Source organism: Bradyrhizobium ferriligni (genome assembly GCF_056837965.1).
This window is the reverse complement of record NZ_JBXEJO010000085.1, coordinates 23,724-42,417: the sequence shown is the minus strand read 5'-3', so window position 1 is coordinate 42,417 and position 18,694 is coordinate 23,724. Positions and strand designations below refer to the sequence as shown.

The 18,694-nt window shown below is 65.7% G+C and carries 19 protein-coding genes and 1 pseudogene; 11 read left to right on the top strand and 9 right to left on the bottom strand.

All coding sequences use genetic code 11. From position 1 onward, the window contains the following. Both AC1VNY_RS36245 and AC1VNY_RS36240 read right to left on the bottom strand, forming a co-directional pair. Positions 1 to 344 (bottom strand): annotated as a pseudogene (locus AC1VNY_RS36245) (hypothetical protein); the annotation flags it as partial. Positions 345 to 379: 35 nt separating this feature from the next. Next, positions 380 to 1,672, bottom strand: a complete 1,293-nt coding sequence (locus AC1VNY_RS36240; RefSeq protein ID WP_253590922.1) for an adenylosuccinate synthase — start codon at positions 1,670 to 1,672, stop codon at positions 380 to 382. Between the two features lie 348 nt (positions 1,673 to 2,020). Between AC1VNY_RS36240 and ybaK the strand changes: the two genes are divergently transcribed. After that, complete coding sequence (ybaK, locus tag AC1VNY_RS36235) at positions 2,021 to 2,503, top strand: Cys-tRNA(Pro) deacylase (protein ID WP_028343495.1); 483 nt, start codon at positions 2,021 to 2,023, stop codon at positions 2,501 to 2,503. A gap of 69 nt (positions 2,504 to 2,572) precedes the next feature. Here the strand turns inward: ybaK and AC1VNY_RS36230 are convergent, their stop codons facing one another. Genes AC1VNY_RS36230 through AC1VNY_RS36220 form a run of 3 tightly spaced genes read right to left on the bottom strand, consistent with a single transcriptional unit; the run spans position 2,573 to position 4,810 of the window. Continuing rightward, positions 2,573 to 2,791: a hypothetical protein gene (locus tag AC1VNY_RS36230; RefSeq protein ID WP_016842680.1), complete on the bottom strand. Its 219-nt coding sequence runs from the start codon at positions 2,789 to 2,791 to the stop codon at positions 2,573 to 2,575. 38 nt (positions 2,792 to 2,829) lie between these two features. Continuing rightward, positions 2,830 to 4,194, bottom strand: coding sequence for a cytochrome P450 (locus AC1VNY_RS36225; RefSeq protein WP_482408749.1), 1,365 nt, complete (start codon positions 4,192 to 4,194; stop codon positions 2,830 to 2,832). Continuing rightward, complete coding sequence (locus AC1VNY_RS36220; RefSeq protein WP_080583207.1) at positions 4,154 to 4,810, bottom strand: acyl-homoserine-lactone synthase; 657 nt, start codon at positions 4,808 to 4,810, stop codon at positions 4,154 to 4,156. Before AC1VNY_RS36220 ends, AC1VNY_RS36225 begins: the two co-directional genes overlap by 41 nt. Before the next feature lie 78 nt (positions 4,811 to 4,888). Here AC1VNY_RS36220 and AC1VNY_RS36215 point away from each other — a divergent pair, with 78 nt between their 5' ends. From AC1VNY_RS36215 to AC1VNY_RS36195, 5 genes are all read left to right on the top strand, one after another. Further along, positions 4,889 to 5,662, top strand: coding sequence for a helix-turn-helix transcriptional regulator (locus tag AC1VNY_RS36215; RefSeq protein WP_304497132.1), 774 nt, complete (start codon positions 4,889 to 4,891; stop codon positions 5,660 to 5,662). 401 nt (positions 5,663 to 6,063) lie between these two features. Then, entirely contained in the window at positions 6,064 to 6,450 is a 387-nt protein-coding gene (locus AC1VNY_RS36210) for a hypothetical protein (protein ID WP_283068129.1), read from the top strand. Positions 6,451 to 6,668: 218 nt separating this feature from the next. Next, positions 6,669 to 7,598 carry a DMT family transporter gene (locus AC1VNY_RS36205; protein WP_028343500.1) on the top strand — a complete coding sequence of 310 codons (930 nt, stop codon included), beginning with the start codon at positions 6,669 to 6,671 and terminating at the stop codon, positions 7,596 to 7,598. Between the two features lie 80 nt (positions 7,599 to 7,678). Continuing rightward, on the top strand, positions 7,679 to 8,488 hold the full coding sequence (locus tag AC1VNY_RS36200) for an MlaD family protein (RefSeq protein ID WP_482408748.1): 810 nt from the start codon (positions 7,679 to 7,681) through the stop codon (positions 8,486 to 8,488). Positions 8,489 to 8,595: 107 nt separating this feature from the next. Continuing rightward, positions 8,596 to 9,750 (top strand): alpha-hydroxy acid oxidase, encoded by a 1,155-nt coding sequence (locus tag AC1VNY_RS36195; RefSeq protein ID WP_482408752.1) that lies wholly within the window; start codon positions 8,596 to 8,598, stop codon positions 9,748 to 9,750. A gap of 251 nt (positions 9,751 to 10,001) precedes the next feature. On the opposite strand, the gene AC1VNY_RS36190 is transcribed toward AC1VNY_RS36195, so the two are convergent. After that, positions 10,002 to 10,406, bottom strand: a complete 405-nt coding sequence (locus tag AC1VNY_RS36190; protein WP_482408747.1) for a hypothetical protein — start codon at positions 10,404 to 10,406, stop codon at positions 10,002 to 10,004. A gap of 75 nt (positions 10,407 to 10,481) precedes the next feature. Here AC1VNY_RS36190 and AC1VNY_RS36185 point away from each other — a divergent pair, with 75 nt between their 5' ends. After that, positions 10,482 to 11,096, top strand: coding sequence for a TetR/AcrR family transcriptional regulator (locus AC1VNY_RS36185; protein ID WP_482408746.1), 615 nt, complete (start codon positions 10,482 to 10,484; stop codon positions 11,094 to 11,096). Between the two features lie 344 nt (positions 11,097 to 11,440). Here the strand turns inward: AC1VNY_RS36185 and AC1VNY_RS36180 are convergent, their stop codons facing one another. Next, on the bottom strand, positions 11,441 to 11,842 hold the full coding sequence (locus AC1VNY_RS36180; RefSeq protein ID WP_028333485.1) for a DUF1330 domain-containing protein: 402 nt from the start codon (positions 11,840 to 11,842) through the stop codon (positions 11,441 to 11,443). Between the two features lie 115 nt (positions 11,843 to 11,957). Between AC1VNY_RS36180 and AC1VNY_RS36175 the strand changes: the two genes are divergently transcribed. Next, on the top strand, positions 11,958 to 12,803 hold the full coding sequence (locus tag AC1VNY_RS36175; RefSeq protein ID WP_028343505.1) for a hypothetical protein: 846 nt from the start codon (positions 11,958 to 11,960) through the stop codon (positions 12,801 to 12,803). A 249-nt stretch (positions 12,804 to 13,052) separates the two neighbouring features. Then, complete coding sequence (locus tag AC1VNY_RS36170; RefSeq protein WP_035631505.1) at positions 13,053 to 14,009, top strand: DMT family transporter; 957 nt, start codon at positions 13,053 to 13,055, stop codon at positions 14,007 to 14,009. Positions 14,010 to 14,022: 13 nt separating this feature from the next. Here the strand turns inward: AC1VNY_RS36170 and AC1VNY_RS36165 are convergent, their stop codons facing one another. Beyond that, the gene (locus AC1VNY_RS36165) at positions 14,023 to 14,979 is read right to left on the bottom strand and encodes a LysR family transcriptional regulator (protein ID WP_482408745.1); all 957 of its coding nucleotides are present in this window, start codon (positions 14,977 to 14,979) and stop codon (positions 14,023 to 14,025) included. A gap of 135 nt (positions 14,980 to 15,114) precedes the next feature. Between AC1VNY_RS36165 and AC1VNY_RS36160 the strand changes: the two genes are divergently transcribed. Together AC1VNY_RS36160 and AC1VNY_RS36155 are read left to right on the top strand one after the other, a co-directional pair. Beyond that, a complete protein-coding gene (locus AC1VNY_RS36160; RefSeq protein ID WP_482408744.1) occupies positions 15,115 to 15,498 on the top strand; it encodes a nuclear transport factor 2 family protein in 384 nt (127 codons plus the stop codon). Between the two features lie 258 nt (positions 15,499 to 15,756). After that, the gene (locus AC1VNY_RS36155; RefSeq protein ID WP_482408743.1) at positions 15,757 to 16,734 is read left to right on the top strand and encodes a Bug family tripartite tricarboxylate transporter substrate binding protein; all 978 of its coding nucleotides are present in this window, start codon (positions 15,757 to 15,759) and stop codon (positions 16,732 to 16,734) included. Positions 16,735 to 16,956: 222 nt separating this feature from the next. Here the strand turns inward: AC1VNY_RS36155 and AC1VNY_RS36150 are convergent, their stop codons facing one another. Next, complete coding sequence (locus AC1VNY_RS36150) at positions 16,957 to 18,642, bottom strand: methyl-accepting chemotaxis protein (protein WP_225161401.1); 1,686 nt, start codon at positions 18,640 to 18,642, stop codon at positions 16,957 to 16,959. Positions 18,643 to 18,694: the final 52 nt, after the last annotated feature.

The window sequence follows — 18,694 nt, the reverse complement described above, 5'->3', positions numbered from 1 at the left end:
ACAGGACGGGGGTCGGCCGGGGGCCGCGGGCGCGCGGCAGTGTCGGCGGGACTGGCCTCGGGCGGCCGGGCATTGGCGCGGCTGCCGCGGGCAGCGGCCGCGCCACCGGGACGCGACGCCTCGCGGGCGCGCTGCGCAGCCTCGGCCTCGACCTTGCGAACCGCCTCCTCCAGCGACAGCCGTTCGCGGGTGATCTCGGATTCGGAGAGCGGCGGCTGCACGCCGCGAAGTTGCTGGATCAACGCCGTTCGCGCCCGCGCATACAGCGCACGGCGGGCTTCGCCGGGGGCGTTGGGGTCCAATCCGGCGATGGCGCGGGCGATCAGCGGGTAGTAGTCAGCCATTTCCACACAATTGGAGGGATATAGGTAATATCCCGTTAAGCCTCGAACGGATTCTGTACCAGAATAGTATCTTCACGCTCCGGGCTGGTGGACAGCAGGGCGATCGGACACCCCACCAGTTCCTCGACCCGGCGAACGTACTTGATGGCCTGGGCCGGCAGGTCCGCCCAGGACCGCGCATTGGCCGTCGGCTGCTTCCAGCCTTCGATGATCTCATAGATCGGCTCGACCCGGGCCTGTGCGCCCTCGCCCGCCGGCAGATGGTCGATTTCCTTGCCGTCGAGCTTGTAGCCGATGCAGACCTTGATGCTGTCGAACCCGTCGAGAATATCGAGCTTGGTCAGCGCCAGCCCGGCAATTCCGCAGGTGCGGACAGTCTGTCGCACCAGCATGGCATCGAACCAGCCGACCCGGCGCTTGCGCCCGGTATTGACGCCGAATTCCTTGCCGCGACGGCCGATTTCCTCGCCGATCTCGTCGTTCAGCTCGGTCGGGAACGGTCCCTGGCCGACGCGGGTGGTGTAGGCCTTGCAGATGCCCAGCACATAGCCGACCGCGCCCGGGCCGAGGCCGGTGCCGGTCGCGGCCTGCGCCGCCACCGTGTTGGACGACGTCACATAGGGATAGGTGCCGTGGTCGACGTCGAGCAGCGCGCCCTGCGCGCCCTCGAACAGGATGCGCTTGCCCTCGCGGCGCTTGAGGTCCAGGAGCCGCCACACCGTCTCGGCATAGGGCAACAGCTTCGGCGCCATCGCCGACAGCTCGCTCAGGATGCTCTTGCCGTCGATCTCCGCGAGGTTGAGGCCGCGGCGCAGCGCATTGTGATGCGCCAGCAGGCGTTCGATCTTGTGCGGCAGGGTGTCGAGGTCGGCGAGGTCCATCAGGCGGATGGCGCGGCGGCCGACCTTGTCCTCATAGGCCGGGCCGATGCCGCGGCGGGTGGTGCCGATCGAGGTGATGGCGTTACCGGATTCGCGCAAGGCGTCGAGCTCGCGATGCAGCGGCAGGATCAGCGTGACGTTCTCGGCGATCCGCAGATTGTCCGGTCCGACCGCAACGCCCTGCCCCTTCAGCTTGGCGACTTCGTCGAGGAAGGCCTGCGGATCGAACACCACGCCATTGCCGATCACCGCGAGCTTGTTCGGGCGCAGCACGCCGGAGGGCAGCAGCGCCAGCTTGTAGGTCTCGCCATTGATCACGAGCGTATGGCCGGCATTGTGGCCGCCCTGGAAGCGCACGACGATGTCGGCCTGTTCCGACAGCCAGTCGACGATCTTGCCCTTCCCTTCGTCACCCCATTGGGCGCCGACGACGACAACATTGGCCATTGCGAAGATGTTCCCTTCAGGTGTTTTCAGACCATGATCGCGGCGAAAACGCGTCCGCCCACAGCGATCTGCATTGATATGCCCAGCCTAAATCGCGGCGCCCGGCCGCGCGCACGCAAGGCGCCTACCGGATAAAGGAAGCGGATCGGCTGCGCAAGCAAGAAGGGGCCCGTTTACGCCTTTTAGACGACCTACAACCCTTTGATATCCCCATTAAATTCCATGCTGCGCCCGGCCGCGCCGGGCTGGCGGGAATTTAATGTTACGGCAACGTGACGCCAGACGTGCTGCGGATTGATCGCAGCTCTTATTACGGCGATCATTCACCTAGATTAACCGGCAGGGTCCATGCCCAATTCCACACAAGCGACGATGGCGCTGCGCAAGCTCGGCATTGCCTTCAAGCTTCACACCTATGTCTACGATTCCAGCGCCGAGAGCATCGGGCTGCAAGCGGCCGAGGCGCTCGGCGTCGACCCGAATCGCATGCTCAAGACGCTGATGGCGGAGGTCGACGGCAAGCCGGTCTGCGCCGTGGTGCCGTCCGACTGCGAGGTCAGCATGAAGAAGCTTGCCGCCGCCCTCGGCGGCAAGTCGGCCAGGATGATGCGCCCGGCCGATGCCGAGCGGCTGACCGGCTATCATGTCGGCGGCATCAGCCCGTTCGGCCAGAAGAAGAAGGTCCCGACCGCGATCGACGAGACCGCCCTCACCCACGTCACGGTCTTCGTCAATGGCGGCCAGCGCGGCCTGCAGATCGAGATCGATCCGAACGACGCCGCGCTTGCCGCCGGCGCCATGATGAAGCCGCTGGTGGCGACGCAGGACTGAACCTGCGCAAGACTGATCCTACGCAAGACTGATCCTACGCGAGACCGATCCGAAGACCGGTCGCCGCGATCAATGCGAGGATTTGTCCCTCATGAACTCCGCGCCGACGAAGTCGGACAGACCGGATAATTCCTCCGCCGTAATATCGTTGACGTTGAGCCGCAGCTGCATGATCGCGAGGTCGAGCAGATGCGCGGCGAAGCTTGCGCCGGCCGCCCTCACGATGCTGCGCTGCTCGATCAGGACAGCGATGACGTCGCGCAAACTGCGCACTTGCACTTGATCCATGGCCCTTTGCCCGGCGCTGGCCGTTGTTAGCTGAGTTGTCATTGGGATACCGATTGTAGTGTGCTGATGGACGCCGCACCCACGCCTGGGATGTACGGCAGATGCTCGGCTTCGTCGCCGAGATGCGGGATGCGCGAGCGCGTCTCGCGGATTTCGATGTCGATGGTCATCGGCGGGGGAATCAGCGTCACCGAGGCTTTCGGCCACGGCGCCGGATTCGGGCTGACGCCGGTGAAGCGATAGGCCGCGGCGATCTCGAGCGCGAGCAGTTGCAGCTCGAGCATCGCAACCCCCATCCCGGCGCAGGCGCGCGGGCCGGCGCCGAACGGGATGTAGGCGTCGGTGTTGTAGCGCCGCGTCATCAGGAAGCGGTCCGGATCCTCGAAATGCCTGGGGTCGCGCTGCAGCTGCCAGGGACAGATCAACAGCGAGGTGCCGACCTTGAGATCGCGCCCGCCGATCGTCACCGGCTGCATCACCTCGCGCGAGAACCACCAGGCGCTGGGATAGAGCCGGCAGACCTCCTTGACCAGCGTCGCGCTCAGATTGGCGCGCTTCACCGCGTCGAGCCGCAACTCGCCGTCGTCGCCGAGGCACTCCGCCGCCTCGTCGGCAATCTCGTCCATCAGGGCGGGGTCGGCAGCCATCTGGTAGAACATCCACGCGGCAGTCGAACCTGTGGTGTGATGGCCTGCCAGCAGCAATGTCAGGATCTCGTCCTCGAGATCGCGATCGGTCAGGCCGAGCGCCTCGAGATCGCGCAGCGCGCTGCTCGAACCCGCCTTGCGGCGCAGGCGTTGCACCACCGTCGACATCGCAAGCTTGGCGCAGACCCGGTTCTTGCGCCGCCGATACCAGGCCACCGGACCGAACGGCAACGCGCGGAACATCTCTTCCGCCAGATCGTCCTCGATCGCGCCCACGGCCTGAACCAGGGCTTCCTCGTCGCCGGACGACATCACCTGGGAGCCGAAGATCGCGACGCAGATCGTGCGCAGCGCCAGCATCGCGGTGACATGGTGCGGATCGAACGATCCGAGCCGCGCCAGGCTGGCGCCGACTGCGCGGATCTCGGCGCACATATGCGGCAGGAATTTCTCGACGCTGCCCTTGGCCATGTGCTTCTGCAGCGCCGCCCGCCGCCGCTTGTGCTCCTCGCCGCTCAGCATCAGCGAGCTGCGGCCGAGCACCGGCGAAAGCTTCTTGATCAGCTTGCCCTTGCCGATGTCGGTCTCCGGCGCCTTCAGGATCGGGCGCAGCAGATCGGGATCGTTCACCAGGAAGACGGGCGCGGGACCGAGCCGCAGCGGCACCAGCCCCGGCGCGGACTCGTTGCCGCGCGTCAACAGCAGACGCAGCGGATCACGCTGGAATGCTCGAACGTCCGAGAACATGTGAGGCATCGTGGATCTCCAATTGCCGTCCAAGGTCGAGGAATTTGGTCAGGCCGGGATTGGCGGCGAGACCGAGCGGGATTTCTCCGGCGAGCGCCGTCAGCGGGCGGCCCATGCGATCATTGCCGATCACCTGCGGCGGGCCGTAGCGGCGGGTGCGGATGTCCATGCGGGTGAGAAAACGCTCATAGGAAAGGTCGGCCAGCGCCACCAGCGCCTTCGCTCCGCGCAGCTCGGCGAAGCGGAACATCAGCGCATAGGTCACGCGTGCGGTCTGCGACCTCGCGACACCAGGCAGCACGCCGAAGCGGCTGATCTCCCAGGCATCGCGACGGCTCGGAAAGCGGCGCACCGCAAGCTGCGGGAAGACCGACGCGGTGAGGTAGGGATAATCGGTGCGGATCGCCCGGAAGCCGCCGACGAGCTCGACGCCGGAGAACAACAGGCAGTGCTCGGTATACCAGCAGTCGAACTGATCGCGTTCGGCATCCCCGACCGTGGTCAGAAGCCAGCCGCAATGATCGACGAACAGGCGTTTGCGCAGCCGCAACATCGCCCCGACATGCGCCGGATCAAGCTCTTCCCTGGTGATGAGTGCATGATAGCCGTCCAATAAATGCGGCATTATCCCTTCCTCCAAATGCGGAACATCTGGAACGAAAGGGGTTAACTGTGGTACCCCCGGAAACCGGGGGTTTTAGTAATGGGCCTGGTAGACGCGATTTCGACCATCGAGGCGTCGGATACCATCGACGAGCTCAGCTCGTCATTGCATCGCGTTGTCCAGAATTACGGCTTCTCGGGCTTTGCCTTTGTCGATGCCGGCCGGCCCGACCTCGATCTGCCCTATCATATCGGCACATTTCCCGACGCCTGGAAGCGGGCGTATGTGCAGAACGAGTTCGTTCATGCCGATCCGGCGCTGGCGCGGTCACGACGCACCAACACGCCGTTCAGCTGGAGCAGCCTGAAGCTGCCGGAGCGAAGCGGACGCAGGCGACCGCCCGAGGTCAAGACGATGGACGCCGCCCGGGAGTTCGGATTCAAGGATGGCTTTGTCGTGCCGTTCCACTATCGCGACCGGCTCGGCGCCGTGCATTCGAGCTCGACGGTGTTCTTCTGGGAAGACGAGCGGCGCGACTTCGACAAGCTGTTCGTCTGCCATCGCCATGAACTGCATCTGTTGATGATCTACTGGGTGCAGCGGGCGATGGATATCGTCAACCGCGACCAGCGCAACGCGCCGACCATCCTCAAGCCCGCGGACGCCGCCGAGACCATCAAGCTCACCGGGCGGGAAAAGGAAGTGATCGCCTGGGCAGCGCGCGGCAAGACCGTGGCCGACACCGCGCAGATCCTCGGCATTTCGCCGGAGACGGTGGAAGGCTTCATCAAGCAGGCGCTGCGCAAGCTCGAGGCATCCAACAAAACCCACGGGGTGGCCAAGAGCATCGCGCTCGGGATCATCGATTTGTGAGCGGCGTCGCGCAGCCATGGCGGAGCTGCCGCCATGCCGACCGCATCGCCCTGCCAGGACCAAACACCGCGATCTGTGGCGCGGTCACACACGGGTTGGGTTCATCTCCCCGGTCGCCCCCTGATTGCATTCGCGCACGGTCTTGATAATAAGGCCAGGGCCGGATGACGCTGACGCGCGCATCCCAGACCAGGGTGCGCACTCCGGTGCCCGTCCGGCGCGACTGCCCGGCTGGCGTAGAGACGCGGATCATCCTGCGCGTTGCCCGGTACGGCAGGACCCGTTGTCCAGCCGCATGATCCGTAGAAGTCCCATCGCGACGAACCGCTGGTTCATTTGCTACCAACTTTCGTAGCGGAAATGCTGTCCACGGACCGAGCTGGAGATGGTCTGAACGCATCATGAGCACATCACAGGACGACCAGATCGACCAATTGGTGCAGGCGCGCTGGCGCGCAATCGGGCTGTCGCAGGCGGATCTCGCCGCGATCCTGTGCGCCGGCGCCTCCCTGCAAAAGAACGGCGTCGACGGCACGGTGAAAATCGACACCGGTCGCCTGGCGACCGTCGCCGAGATGCTCGGAATCGCCGCCGACATCCTCAATCGCCGGCCGGTGACGGCAGCGCCGACGCAAGCCGGGCAGACGGCGGAATCGCTGCAGTCCCTGCTCGAACTGCGCATGCTGCGGGTGTTTCGCGACGTGCAGGACCCCGACACCAAGCGGATCCTGATCGAGCTCGCCGAGCAGATCGTCAAGCGCCAGACCACGCCGCCGGAGACCGGCTAGGACCAGGCGTTCGATTCCCTGCGCGACCGGCGCGGGGCTGCCCCTGCCAGGCGCCGCCATGTTGCCTCGGTGAAGGGGTCCTCGCGCATGGTCGCGATGCGTCTATCCCCATTGATGGAATGGCGGAATCCGTGTCTGTGATCCGAGCCGGGGAGATCCATACCGGCCCGGCGGTGCCAGCCGGGCAGGCCGCGGCGCCATGAACCCGGGCCCTCTTTATGTCTGCCTCCGATTCCACCACATCAACGCCTGCGGCCGGCTCCTGGATCGCCAACCAGCCCTATCTGCTGCTCTGCATCACCGCGACGTGCTGGGCCGGTAATGCGATCGTCGGCCGCCTCGCCGCCGGCCACATTCCGCCGGTGACGCTGTCGTTCCTGCGCTGGTCGGCGGCATTCCTGATCATACTGCCGTTTGCCTGGAAGCACCTCGTCCGCGACTGGCCCGTGATCCGCAACAATCTCGGCATCATGGTGCTGATGTCGATCACCGGCATCAGCGCCTTCAACACGCTGCAATACTGGGCGCTCGAGCACACCCAGGCGCTCAACACGCTGCTGCTGCAATCCGCGGCGCCGCTGGTGGTCGCGCTGTGGTCGCTGATCCTGCTCGGCGCGCGGCTGACGCTGGCGCAATTGTTCGGCGTGCTGCTGTCGCTCGCCGGCGTGCTGGTGATCCTGCTGCACGGCGATCTCACGACGCTGTCGAAGATCGAATTCAACAAGGGCGATCTGATCTTCATCGTCGCACTGGTGATCTTCGCGCTGTATTCGGTGCTGACCCTGAAGCGGCCCAAAATCCACGGCCTGTCGGTCGCCGCCTTCACCTTCGGCTGCGGCGCGCTTGTCCTGATCCCGCTCTACATCTGGGAACTCGGCGCGCGTCCGGTGATGCAGCTCACGATCAACAATCTGCTGTCGCTGTTCTATGTCGCCGTGTTCCCCTCGACACTGGCCTATCTGTGCTTCAACCGCGGTGTGCAGCTGATCGGCGCCAACCGCGCCGCACCGTTCTTCCACATGGTTCCGGTGTTCGGCACCATCATGTCGATCGTGTTCATCGGCGAGCATCCGCAGGCCTTCCACTTCATCGGCTTCGCGCTGGTGCTGGCCGGCGTCTTCGCAGCGTCGCGGAAGCAGTCGGCGTGATCCCGCCCGCTAGAGGTGCGGTGACTATCGGCGGCAAATCCGCTATCTCCTAGGGTCTGCTCCGCAGACGGGTTTTACGCATGGCGCGCGCCAGCAATCTCTTGATCGGCACCCTGACGCTGGCCCTGATCGCCGGCTCGCTCGGCGGCTGGCTGGGCTATCAGCGCTATGCCGGCATCAAGCGGATGGTGCCGTTCCGCGTCATATTCGAGGGCTCGGCCTCCGGCCTGCGCCGCGGCGGCAGCGTCAACTTCGCCGGCGTGCGGATCGGCGAGGTGGTCTCGATCAGGCTCGACCGGCACCGCGTGGTGGCGATGACGCGGATCGAAGGCAACGCCCCGATCAAGAAGGACACCCAGGCCGGCCTCGAATTCCAGGGCCTCACCGGAATCGCCTCGATCTCCTTCACCGGCGGCACCGACGATGCGCCGGCGCCGACGCTCGGCGCCGACGGCATTCCCGAGCTGACGGCCGACGCCGAAGGCACGATGGGAATCCAGGAGAAGCTGCGGGTCGCGCTGCGCAATGTCGACCGCGTCATCAGCGAGAACGAGGCCGACATCAAGGACTCGCTGCTCGGGCTCGAGAACTTCACCAACTCGCTGTCCGGCAATGGCGAGCTGATCGCCGGCTTCATCGACGCCGCCGACGACGGGATCAGCGCGGTCGACGCCAAGATGACCGCGGCCGACAAGTTCCTCAAGAGCTTCGGCAGCGACAAATATGGCGGCGAGCTGCTGCCGACCGTGATCTCACTGCGCGAGCTGATCCAGAGCTTCGACAAGAAATCCGGCGCCATGATCGCCGAGACCCGCAAGACGCTCAGCGACGTCAACCAGTCCGTCAACAAGTTCAACGAGAAATTTGTCGGGCCCGCCGGCAGGCGCTAGTCTGACTTTCCGACCAAGAACCAAGAACAACGGAAACGCTCAACGTGCACGACCGGACCGCAGCGCCCTCTCCGCCTCCCGTAACCGTCAACCGCGCAGCACCCGCCGTGCCGCGGCATCTGCGGCGCTATCTCACGCTCGACGATTTCGAACCGCAGGCGCGGCGGCTGCTGCCGAAATTCCTCTACGGCTACATTTCCGGCGGCGCCGAGACCGATATGGCCCGGTCAGACAATCGCCGGGCGTTCGAGGAATACGGCTTCGTGCCGCGGGTGCTGCAGGACGTCTCCGGCCGCGACCAGTCCACGACGCTGTTCGGCAAGAGCTACGCCTCGCCGTTCGGCATTCCGCCGATGGGCTCCTCTGCGCTGTGCGCCTATCGCGGCGATATCGTGCTGACGCGCGCCGCGGCCGCCGCCAACATCCCGATGATCCTCTCGGCCTCCTCGCTGATCACGCTGGAGGACGTTCGCGCCGCCAATCCTTCGGCCTGGTACCAGGCCTATCTCGCCGGCCTTCCCGAGCGGATCGAGCCGCTGGTCGATCGTGTCGCCGCCGCCGGCTACGACACCTTCGTCGTCACCGCCGACGTGCCGGTGCCGCCCAACCGCGAGAACAACATCCGCAACGGCTTTCAGGTGCCGCTTGAGATCACGCCGCGGGTGTTCTGGGACACCATCACCCATCCCGACTGGCTGCTGAACACCTGGGCGCGCACCGTGTTCAATCACGGCATGCCGCATTTCGAGAACATGGATGCCAAGCAGGGCCCGCCGGTGCTGTCCAAGAATTTGATGCGCAACATCGGCAGCCGCGACCAGCTGGCCTGGAAGCATGTCGAGCTGATCCGCAAGCGCTGGCGCGGCAAGCTCGTGGTGAAGGGACTGATCTCGCCGGAAGACGCCCGGATGGCGCGCGAGCATGGCTGCGACGGCGTCATGGTCTCCAACCATGGCGGCCGCCAGCTCGACTACACCGTCTCCGGCTTGCGCACGCTGCCGGAGATCGCGGCGCAAAAGGGCAACATGACCGTGATGGTCGATGGCGGCATCCGCCGCGGCACCGACGTGATCAAGGCGTTGGCGCTCGGTGCGGATTTCGTCTGGGTCGGGCGGCCGTTCCTCTATGCCGCCGTGGTCGCCGGCGAGGCCGGCGTGGCGCGCGCGATCTCGCTCCTGCATGCCGAGATCGACCGCGATCTCGCGCTGCTCGGCATCCGCAGCCTGAAGGAGATCACCCCGGACCTGGTGCGGAAGTTCTGAGACGATTGCATCCGCAACGGGACTACGTCCCCTCTCCCGCTTGCGGGCAGGGCAATCGCATATGGCCGTTTGAGGTAATCGGAGTTCCCACAAACTCGTCATGCCCGGGCTTGTCCCGGGCATCCACGTCTTCGTTTCCACGCGAAGAAAAGACGTGGATGGCCGGGACAAGCCCGGCCATGACGGCGCGGAAGAATCGGTTCATTCCATATGCGATAGCCCTGCCCGCAAGCGGGAGAGGTAAGAAACCATTACGCGTAGCGCGCCGCGCCCATGCACAGCGCGGTGATGGCGAGCAGCCCGGCGGCGATGCGCTGGGCAACCGCCAGGCGCGAGCGTGCGGCTGAGGTATCGTCCGCGCTGCTGCGCAGCTGCCGGACCGCGCCGCCGCCGACGATGATCTGCACGGCGATCGCGGCCAGTGCTGCGATCGCGCCACCGGCCAAAATCTGCTCCGACAGCCCGAACGAGCCTTCATGAACCAGGCGCCAGAGCGTGGCGCCGGTCACGATCGCGACCGTCGCGGCGCCGATTTGCGGAAACAACAACTTTTCGCCGCCGAGGCCGCCGGTGCGCGCCAGTGTGAAGCTCGAGCCGGCCCAAAACACCGATGACAGGACGTGAAGGGACAGCGCTATGATGAGGGCGGTCTGCATGTTGTCGCTCCAAACGGGCATTGGAAATTAGATATACATAATGTATAGTCAATTTGACGAAAGCAAGGCAAACCGATGCCGCCGCGCAGCTATGTGAGCCCGGCGCGCAGCGCCGCCGCCGCCGAGACCCGCGAGCGCGTGATCGAGGCTGCCTCGCGCACATTGCGCGAGGACAGCATCGCGCGCTTCTCGCTGGATACCGTGGCCAAGGCGGCCGGCGTGACCCGGCTGACCGTCTACAACCAGTTCGGCTCGCGGCGCGGGCTGCTCGAGGCCGTGTTCGACGAGATCGCGCGCCATGGCGGGCTGCATCAGCTCGCCGACGCCATGACGATGGCCGATCCGCGCGCCGCGCTCGACCGGATGGTCGAGATCTTCTGCGGATTCTGGAGCCGGGATTCCGCGGTCGGCCGGCTGCACGACGCGATGGCGACCGATCCCGAATTCGCCGAGGCCGTGCGCGAACGCAACGAGCGCCGCCGCCGCGGCGTCACCGCACTGGTCGACCGCATCGCGGGCAAGCATGCATCGCCGCAAGCCCGCAGCGACGCCGTCGACCTGATCTTCGCGCTGACGAGCTATCCGACCTACGCCTCGCTGAGCGCGGGGCGGTCGGGGGATGAGGTCTGCCGTGTCGTGCAGAGGGCCTGCCACGCGGCGCTTGCTGACTTATCAAACCCGTCATCCTGAGGAGCCGCGAAGCGGCGTCTCGAAGGATGAATCGGCCCCAGTCGGGCCGTCGCCCCTTCGAGACGGCCGCTGCGCGCCCTCCTCCAGCGACAACGGCAAAGCCGTTGCGCGGGGGTGACGGGATCGATTTACTCAGCTTGCTCAGTGTCATCACCCGCGCATGCGGGTGATCCAGTATTCCAGAGACGGTCGTGCTTGAGCCGATAGGCCGCAGCGTACTGGGTCGCCCGGTCGAGCCGGGCGACGACAACGGTGGATGAGGAGAAGGCTTCACATACTCTCAGGGTCACGGAGGTCGAGTTGACGGCGAGGCCTCAATCGGGAAGAGTTCGCGCCAAATCCCCTCACCCCACCTTGAACTTGCTGTAGGCCTCGCGCGTCGCGATGATGACGTGCTCCTCGCAGCCGTTGCGGCGGTGCGGGTCGCAGCGGTCTTCGTAGTCGGCCGAGGTCATCATGTCGATGAAGGCGGCGACGCTCGGGTAATAGACCAGCGCGAGGTAATCCCAGCGCTGGCCGGCCGGCTCGCCCAGCGCGACCGTCTCGGCACTGCCGGTCCACAGCAGCGTGCCGCCGCGCGCCTTGATCATCGGTACGGTGAGCGCGCTGTAGCGCAAATAGGCATCCCAGCCCGAGCCGTCGCCATCGAGCGACCGCGCGCGAAACCGCATCAGATTGACCATCACGACCGGCGCCTCGCGGTCCAGCTCGTTCAAGCCTTTGACGTTCAAGAGATCGACACCCATCACCCGCTCCCGCCCAAGGCACATCGGTCTGGCCGCAACGATTATGTCACATCGCGGGACTAGCCTGAAATACCGCCGGGCCGTAAGCTCAGGCCAGGTCTCGGAGGTCAAGGCCGTGATGACCCTTCCAGAACTAGCGGCCGACGCGCTCGGCAAATTCCTCGGCGAGTACATGCAGCGCCGGTTCGGCTCTTCGCAGACCCAGCTGGTCGAAATGGTGCCCTCGATCGCGCGGATCGCGCTCGAATGCATCGGCAACAGCGACGCGCTCTATCACAATGTCGAGCACACCATGCTGGTGACGCTGGCCGGCCACGACATCCTGCGCGGCCGCGCGCTGCACTCGCACATGAGCGCCGAAGATTATGCCCATGTCATCATCGCCTGCCTCACCCATGACATCGGCTATGTGCGCGGGCTGTTCGAGGCCGACGACCAGAGCGGCTATCTGGTCGGTGCCGATGGCCGCAAGATCATCCTGCCGCGCGGCTCGTCGGATGCCGCGCTGATGTCCTATCACGTCGACCGTTCCAAGATCTTCGTGATGGAGCGGCTCAAGGGCGTCACCCTGCTCGACAAGGAGCGGATCGCGCGCGCCATCGAGGGCACGCGCTTTCCGCTCAGCGCCCCAGACGACGATGAGGATTTCGGCGAGGAGGCCACCTTGCTGCGGGCCGCCGATTTGATCGGGCAGCTCGGCGATCCCCACTACATCCGCAAGGCCAACGCGCTCTACCTCGAATTCGAGGAGGCCGGACTGAACCGCCAGCTCGGCTACAATTCGCCGGCCGATCTCGTCGACCTCTATCCGCGGTTCTACTGGGACAGCGTCGCACCGCATGTGCAGAAGGCGATCCGCCACCTCAACATCACCTCGAGCGGACGGCAATGGATCGCCAATCTCTACAGCAACGTGTTTCGCGCCGAGCGCGACATCTCGCTGTCGGGGCCGCAGAAATAGGCGGGGATCCGAGACACGCGCAATACCTATCCCCGTCACCCTGAGGAGGCCGCACCGCGGCCGTCTCGAAGGGTCGACGGCCACCAGCCGGGCCGTCGACCCTTCGAGACGCGCTTCGCGCTCCTCAGGGTGACGGGGATAGTTCTGCATTCGACGTCGTGTTCTGCGGTGATGGCACGGTGCGCATGGCTCCAATCCGCTCTTTCGTCTTGTCGCGGCGGCGGATTCGGGCACAACATCCGCCCAATAATGACCGCTTTGCCCGCACCTGCCACAACGCCACGCCGCTCGCCGCTCAGCTGGCTCAATAATCAGCCCTATCTGCTGCTCAGCCTGACGTCGCTGTTCTGGGCCGCCAACATCGTGCTGGCCCGGCATGTCGGCAGCCATGTGCCGCCGGTCACGCTGACCACGATCCGCTGGTTCGGCGTCTTCCTGATCCTGCTGCCGTTCGCCTGGCCGCACCTGAAACAGGACTGGCCGAAGCTGCGCAGCGCCCTGCCGCTGATGCTGCTGTTGTCCGCGGTCGGCTTCGCCTTCAACAACGCGATCTCGTACTGGGCGATGCAGTACACCGAGGCGTTGAATGCGCTGTTGATCCAGTCGGCGGGGCCGCTGTTCGTGGCGCTGTGGTCGCTGATCCTGTTCGGCGTGCGGCTGACGCCGGCGCAGCTGGCCGGCATCGCGATCTCGCTGGCCGGTGTGCTGACCATCATCCTGCGCGGCGACTTCTCCGCGCTCGCCAGCATCAGCTTCAACCGGGGCGACATCATGTTCGGCGCCTCGCTGGTGTCGTTCGGGCTCTATTCGGCGCTGATCCCGCGGCGGCCGAAAATCCATCAGCTCTCGCTGATCTCGTTCACCACCTGCTGTGGCGCGCTGATGCTGCTGCCGGTGGCGGCCTGGGAATTCTTAAGCGGCGTGACGCTGAAGCTCGACGTCCTGACCTTTGCGACGCTGGGCTACACGCTGATCTTCCCGTCCACGCTCGCCTATCTGTTCTTCAACCGCGGCGTCGCGCTGATCGGCCCGAACCGCGCCGCGCCGTTCTTCCATCTGGTGCCGGTGTTCGGCTCGGCGATGGCGATCCTGCTGCTCGGCGAGACGCTCGCGCCGTTCCATTTGATCGGCTACGCGCTGGTGCTCGCCGGCGTCATCATCGCCTCGCGGCAAGGATCCGCCAAAGGCTCCGCGAAGCCTGGCTGACGCCGAGAGATCGCTAGCCTACCTTGCGCAAGCCGGCGGATTTGCGTGGCGAATGCGACTTTGCCGCCAGCGTTTCCGTGATGAAGTCGATAAACCGCCTCACCTTGGCCGGCACGTGGTTACGCGAGGCGTAATAGACGTAGAGCGGAAAACGCTCGTCGGGCCAGTCCGGAAACAGCTCGATCAACGCGCCGCTCCTCAGGTGATCGTCGAGGCCGAGATCGATCACCTGCGCGATGCCGAAGCCGGCCAGGCAGGCGCCGAGCTTGGTTCCCGAATCGGTCACGGTCAGCCGCCCGTTGACTGCGACCGGCACGACCTCGCCGCCACGCCGAAACTCCCAATCGAAGGGACGCCCGGTCGCCGCGTCGATGGCCTGGATGCACTGATGGTCGCGGCTTGCCAGCTCCCGCGGATCAAGCGGCCGGCCGTGTCGTTCGAGATAGATCGGCGAGGCCACGGTGAGCACGCGCGTATCGAGGACGCGGCGCGCAATCAGCGCCGACGGTGCCGGCTCGCCGAAACGCACCGCCAGATCAAAACCGTCGCTGACCAGATCCGCGATCCGGTCGCGGGTCTCGATACGCAGCTCCATGCCCGGATTCTGCAGCAGGAACTCGCTCAGCTTCGGCGACAGCACCATGCGGGAGAATAGCGGGTCGACATTGACCCGCAGCCTGCCGCGAACCGCATCGCGCGATTTCGAGGTCTCCGCCGCCGCCTCGCCGATCCCGGCCAGATGCGCGGCAACCCGCTCGACCAGCGCGCGTCCTTCCTCGGTGAGATCGACGGCGCGGCTCGTGCGGTGAACCAGCCTGGCATCGAGGCGCGCCTCGAGCTTCGCGATCGCCTTGCTGACCCCGGACTGCGTCATGCCGAGCCGTTCGGCGGCGCGGCCAAAACTGCGCGCATCCGCCAGCGCCGCGAGGACCACCAGGCCGCCAACCAGCCGACCGTCAACTTCGTCCATGCCGATGCCTTTCAGTCATCCAAGAGATGACCGCCACGTCGTAGCACTCCGCCACCATATCGGCCACTGTCGGAGCAGGTCACCGGTTCGATCCGGTGAGGTCACCGCCACATCATCCGCCAAGGAGATTTTGCAATGAGCGACATCCAGGCCATCGCGTCCGCGATCGATGGATATTTCAACCTGATGTACGACGTCGACGATAGCCGGTTCCGCGACGTCTTCTCCGATACCTGCATCGTGCACGGCATCCGGGACGGCAAGCACACGGTGCGGTCTGCCGCGGAATTCCGCGACTTCATCCGCGGCCGTCCCTCGCCGGCGTCGATGAAATCGCCGCGCGAGGAGGCCATCATCAGCATCGACCAGACCGCGTCCGATCTGGCCATCGCCAAGGTGCGCGTCAGGGCCGGCCAAACCGGCTTCATCGACCATCTGGTGTTTCATCGGATCGACGGCCGGTGGCTCATCACCACCAAGGCGTTTCACGTCGCGCAGGTCTTCCCGGCGGGATCGTAACACTGCACGGTCAATTTTCGGAATATTAGAAATGTGACACTGATTTGCCCGACGTGTCAAGTTGGCTGGTCGAGTGCGGCCGTCACCGGCTCCTTTGCATGGGGTTGTTTTCGATATTTTTGGCAGCGCGCCCCTGCGACGGCCCGGGAGTGACCATGCGGCGAAAGGCTGCTCCCGGCACGGCTTCCGCAGCCATGGCGGCCGGGCTAGCTTCGGCCGCAATCGGCCGGTTCAGGGCCCGCGCGGGGGGACGACGACATGATCATGGGACTGAGACGATATTGCTGCCTGGCGGCTGCGGCCGCCGCCGCGTTCGCGGCGATATCCGGGGCGGCACTTGCCCAGACCTATCCCACCCGCAACATCACGCTGGTGCTGCCGTTTGCCGCCGGCAGCGGCACCGACACCACGACGCGGCTGATCTCCAAGGAGCTCGGGGTTGCGCTCGGCGTCGGCATGGTGATCGACAACCGGGCCGGCGCCAACGGGTCGATCGCGGCGAACTATGTCGCCCGCTCCGCCCCCGACGGCTACACGCTGTTCGTCACCACCAACACGACGCACTCGGCCAATCCGTATCTGCTCAAGACCATGAACTACGATCCGATCAAGGATTTCACGCCGATCGCGCGCACCGGCGATCTGCCCTTCATGCTGGTGATCCATCCGGACATCCCGGCGAACTCGGTCGCCGAGCTGATCGCGCTCGCCAGGAAGGAGCCGGGCAAGTACAGCTACGCGAGCGGCTCGTCGTCGGCGAGCGTCTCCGGCGCGACCTTCGCGCGCCTCGCCGGCATCGACCTTCTGCATGTGCCCTACAAGAGCTCACCGCCGGCACTGACCGACGTCATCGCCGGCCGCATCTCGATGATGTTCATCGACGTGCCGACCGGGCTGCCGCACGTCAACGCCAAGGTGCTGAAGCCGCTCGCCGTCACCACCAAGCGGAAGTCGGCGCTGCTGCCGGACCTGCCCACGATGGACGACACCGTGAAGGGCTTCGATATCACCTCATGGCAGGGCTATCTCGGTCCAGCCAACATGCCGAAGGACGTCGTGGTCAGGCTGAATGCGGAGATCCGCAAGATCGTCGAGCGGCCGGATATCAAGAGCCAGCTCGCCGAGCGCGGCATGGAGGCATTCTCCGGCACGCCCGAGGAGTTCGAGGCATTCCTCAAGGAGCAGCTCGTGCTGTGGGAGAAGCTGATCGCCGACGCCGGGATCGAGAAGCAATAGGCGAATGTGAACGACGCCGGCTGGATATCCTCATGTTCGTGCGGCGGAGTCTGCCAAGTCCGTCATCCTGAGGAGGCCGCAACGCGGCCGTCTCGAAGGATCGACGGCCCCACTGGTGGCCGTGCATCCTTCGAGACGCGCGCAAGAGCGCGCTCCTCAGGATGACGGGGATGCGGAATCGTTGGGTGGCGTAGCGTCGCTAACCCACCCTACGCGGCTCGCTTACGCCGCGCGCACCTTCTGCAGGAACTCGTCGACCGCGTTGCGCAGCATGCCGGACTGGGTGTCGAGCTCGCGGGCATTCGACAGCACGTCGCCGGCCGCGGTGCCGGTGGCGGCGGCCGCTGACGTGACGCCGCCGATATGGGCGGAGATCTCGCTCGAGCCGGCCGCGACCTGCTGGATATTGCGCGCGATCTCGCGCGTCGCATCGCCCTGCTGGTCGATCGCGGTCGAGATCGAGGCGGTGATCTCGCTCATCTGCGCGATGGTCGCGGTGATGCCGCCGATCGAGGTCACGGCCTCGCCGGTGGACGCCTGCATCGCCGCAACCTGCGCCGAGATCTCCTCGGTCGCCTTCGCGGTCTGGTTGGCCAGCGCCTTCACTTCGGAGGCGACCACCGCGAAACCGCGGCCGGATTCGCCGGCGCGCGCCGCCTCGATGGTGGCGTTGAGCGCGAGCAGGTTGGTCTGGGCTGCGATCGAGTGGATCAGCTTGACCACCTCGCCGATCTTCTCGGCGCCGGTGGAGAGCGCCTGCACGGTCGCGTTGGTGCGCTCGGCATCGGCCACTGCCTGGCTTGCGACCTCGCTGGAGCGCGCCACCTGGCGGGAGATCTCGGCAACAGAGCTGGAGAGCTCCTCGGCCGCCGCGGCGACGGTGCCGACATTGTTGGAGGCGCTGTCGGACGCCGCGCCGACGGTCGCGGCACGCGCGCTGGCATCGCTGGCGGTTGCGGTCATCGACTGCGCCGTGGTCTGCATGCCGGCGGCGGCGGAGGCCACCGTGCGGACGATGCCGTTCACGCTGCGCTCGAAATCGTTGGCGATATTCTCCATCGCACCACGACGCTCGGCCTCCGCGCGTGCCTTGGTCTCGGCCTCGGCCTGTTCCAGGCCGCGGATGCGAACCGCGTTGTCCTTGAAGACCTGAACCGTGGCCGCCATTCCGCCGACCTCGTCACCGCGGCCGACGCCGGGGATGTCACCGTCGAGCTTGCCGTCAGCGATGTCGCGCATGCGGGCGCCAAGCAGGTTGAGCGGACGGGAGATGCTGCGGCCGATCAGCCAGGCGACCGAGCCGGAAACGATGCCGATGCCGAGGATCGCGAGGCCGAGCAGCCAGGCAATCGGCCGCATCTTGGCATCGATATCGTCGAGATAGGCGCCGGTGCCGAGATACATGTCGAAGCCGGGGACCGCGACGGCGTAGCCGAGCTTGCGGATCGGCGTCTCCTGGCCGGGCTTCACATAATCATAGAACAGCAGGATCTCGCCCTTGGCCTTCACGCCGTCCATCAGTTCCTGCGAGAGCTTGCGACCATTGGTCACGACGTCCATGCGATTGGTTCCGACCTGCTTCGGATCGGGCGCCAGCACCGTGATGCCGCTGTAGTCGGTGCCGAACAGATAGCCGGCGCCATTGTCGTAGGTCAGGGTGTTGGCGCGCTTGCCGAACTCGGCCAGTGCCGCTTCCCTGGTCAGCTTGCCGGCATCGACATCCTTCTTCAGGCCCGCCGCCATGTTCTTCGCCATCTCGACGATGGCCTTGGCCTGGTCGATGCGCGCATTCAGCATCTCCCGCTGCATCAAGTGACCGGCGAGGATGCCGGCCGTGCACAGGCCAAGGAGGGTCACCCCCACCAGAATGCCGAGCTTGGGGGTGATCTTCAAATTTGACAGCTTCACGGGGGTCTCCAGAAACGGCGGGGAACGCGACGCGATTGGCGGATTGATTCCG

What these genes read in the sequence shown, in the direction of transcription:
- AC1VNY_RS36240 (WP_253590922.1), bottom strand. Translation starts at nt 1,672, where the DNA reads ATGGCCAATGTTGTCGTCGTCGGCGCCCAATGGGGTGACGAAGGGAAG.
- ybaK (WP_028343495.1), top strand. Translation starts at nt 2,021, where the DNA reads ATGCCCAATTCCACACAAGCGACGATGGCGCTGCGCAAGCTCGGCATT.
- AC1VNY_RS36230 (WP_016842680.1), bottom strand. Translation starts at nt 2,791, where the DNA reads ATGGATCAAGTGCAAGTGCGCAGTTTGCGCGACGTCATCGCTGTCCTG.
- AC1VNY_RS36225 (WP_482408749.1), bottom strand. Translation starts at nt 4,194, where the DNA reads ATGCCTCACATGTTCTCGGACGTTCGAGCATTCCAGCGTGATCCGCTG.
- AC1VNY_RS36220 (WP_080583207.1), bottom strand. Translation starts at nt 4,810, where the DNA reads ATGCCGCATTTATTGGACGGCTATCATGCACTCATCACCAGGGAAGAG.
- AC1VNY_RS36215 (WP_304497132.1), top strand. Translation starts at nt 4,889, where the DNA reads ATGGGCCTGGTAGACGCGATTTCGACCATCGAGGCGTCGGATACCATC.
- AC1VNY_RS36210 (WP_283068129.1), top strand. Translation starts at nt 6,064, where the DNA reads ATGAGCACATCACAGGACGACCAGATCGACCAATTGGTGCAGGCGCGC.
- AC1VNY_RS36205 (WP_028343500.1), top strand. Translation starts at nt 6,669, where the DNA reads ATGTCTGCCTCCGATTCCACCACATCAACGCCTGCGGCCGGCTCCTGG.
- AC1VNY_RS36200 (WP_482408748.1), top strand. Translation starts at nt 7,679, where the DNA reads ATGGCGCGCGCCAGCAATCTCTTGATCGGCACCCTGACGCTGGCCCTG.
- AC1VNY_RS36190 (WP_482408747.1), bottom strand. Translation starts at nt 10,406, where the DNA reads ATGCAGACCGCCCTCATCATAGCGCTGTCCCTTCACGTCCTGTCATCG.
- AC1VNY_RS36185 (WP_482408746.1), top strand. Translation starts at nt 10,482, where the DNA reads ATGCCGCCGCGCAGCTATGTGAGCCCGGCGCGCAGCGCCGCCGCCGCC.
- AC1VNY_RS36180 (WP_028333485.1), bottom strand. Translation starts at nt 11,842, where the DNA reads ATGGGTGTCGATCTCTTGAACGTCAAAGGCTTGAACGAGCTGGACCGC.
- AC1VNY_RS36170 (WP_035631505.1), top strand. Translation starts at nt 13,053, where the DNA reads ATGACCGCTTTGCCCGCACCTGCCACAACGCCACGCCGCTCGCCGCTC.
- AC1VNY_RS36165 (WP_482408745.1), bottom strand. Translation starts at nt 14,979, where the DNA reads ATGGACGAAGTTGACGGTCGGCTGGTTGGCGGCCTGGTGGTCCTCGCG.
- AC1VNY_RS36160 (WP_482408744.1), top strand. Translation starts at nt 15,115, where the DNA reads ATGAGCGACATCCAGGCCATCGCGTCCGCGATCGATGGATATTTCAAC.
- AC1VNY_RS36155 (WP_482408743.1), top strand. Translation starts at nt 15,757, where the DNA reads ATGATCATGGGACTGAGACGATATTGCTGCCTGGCGGCTGCGGCCGCC.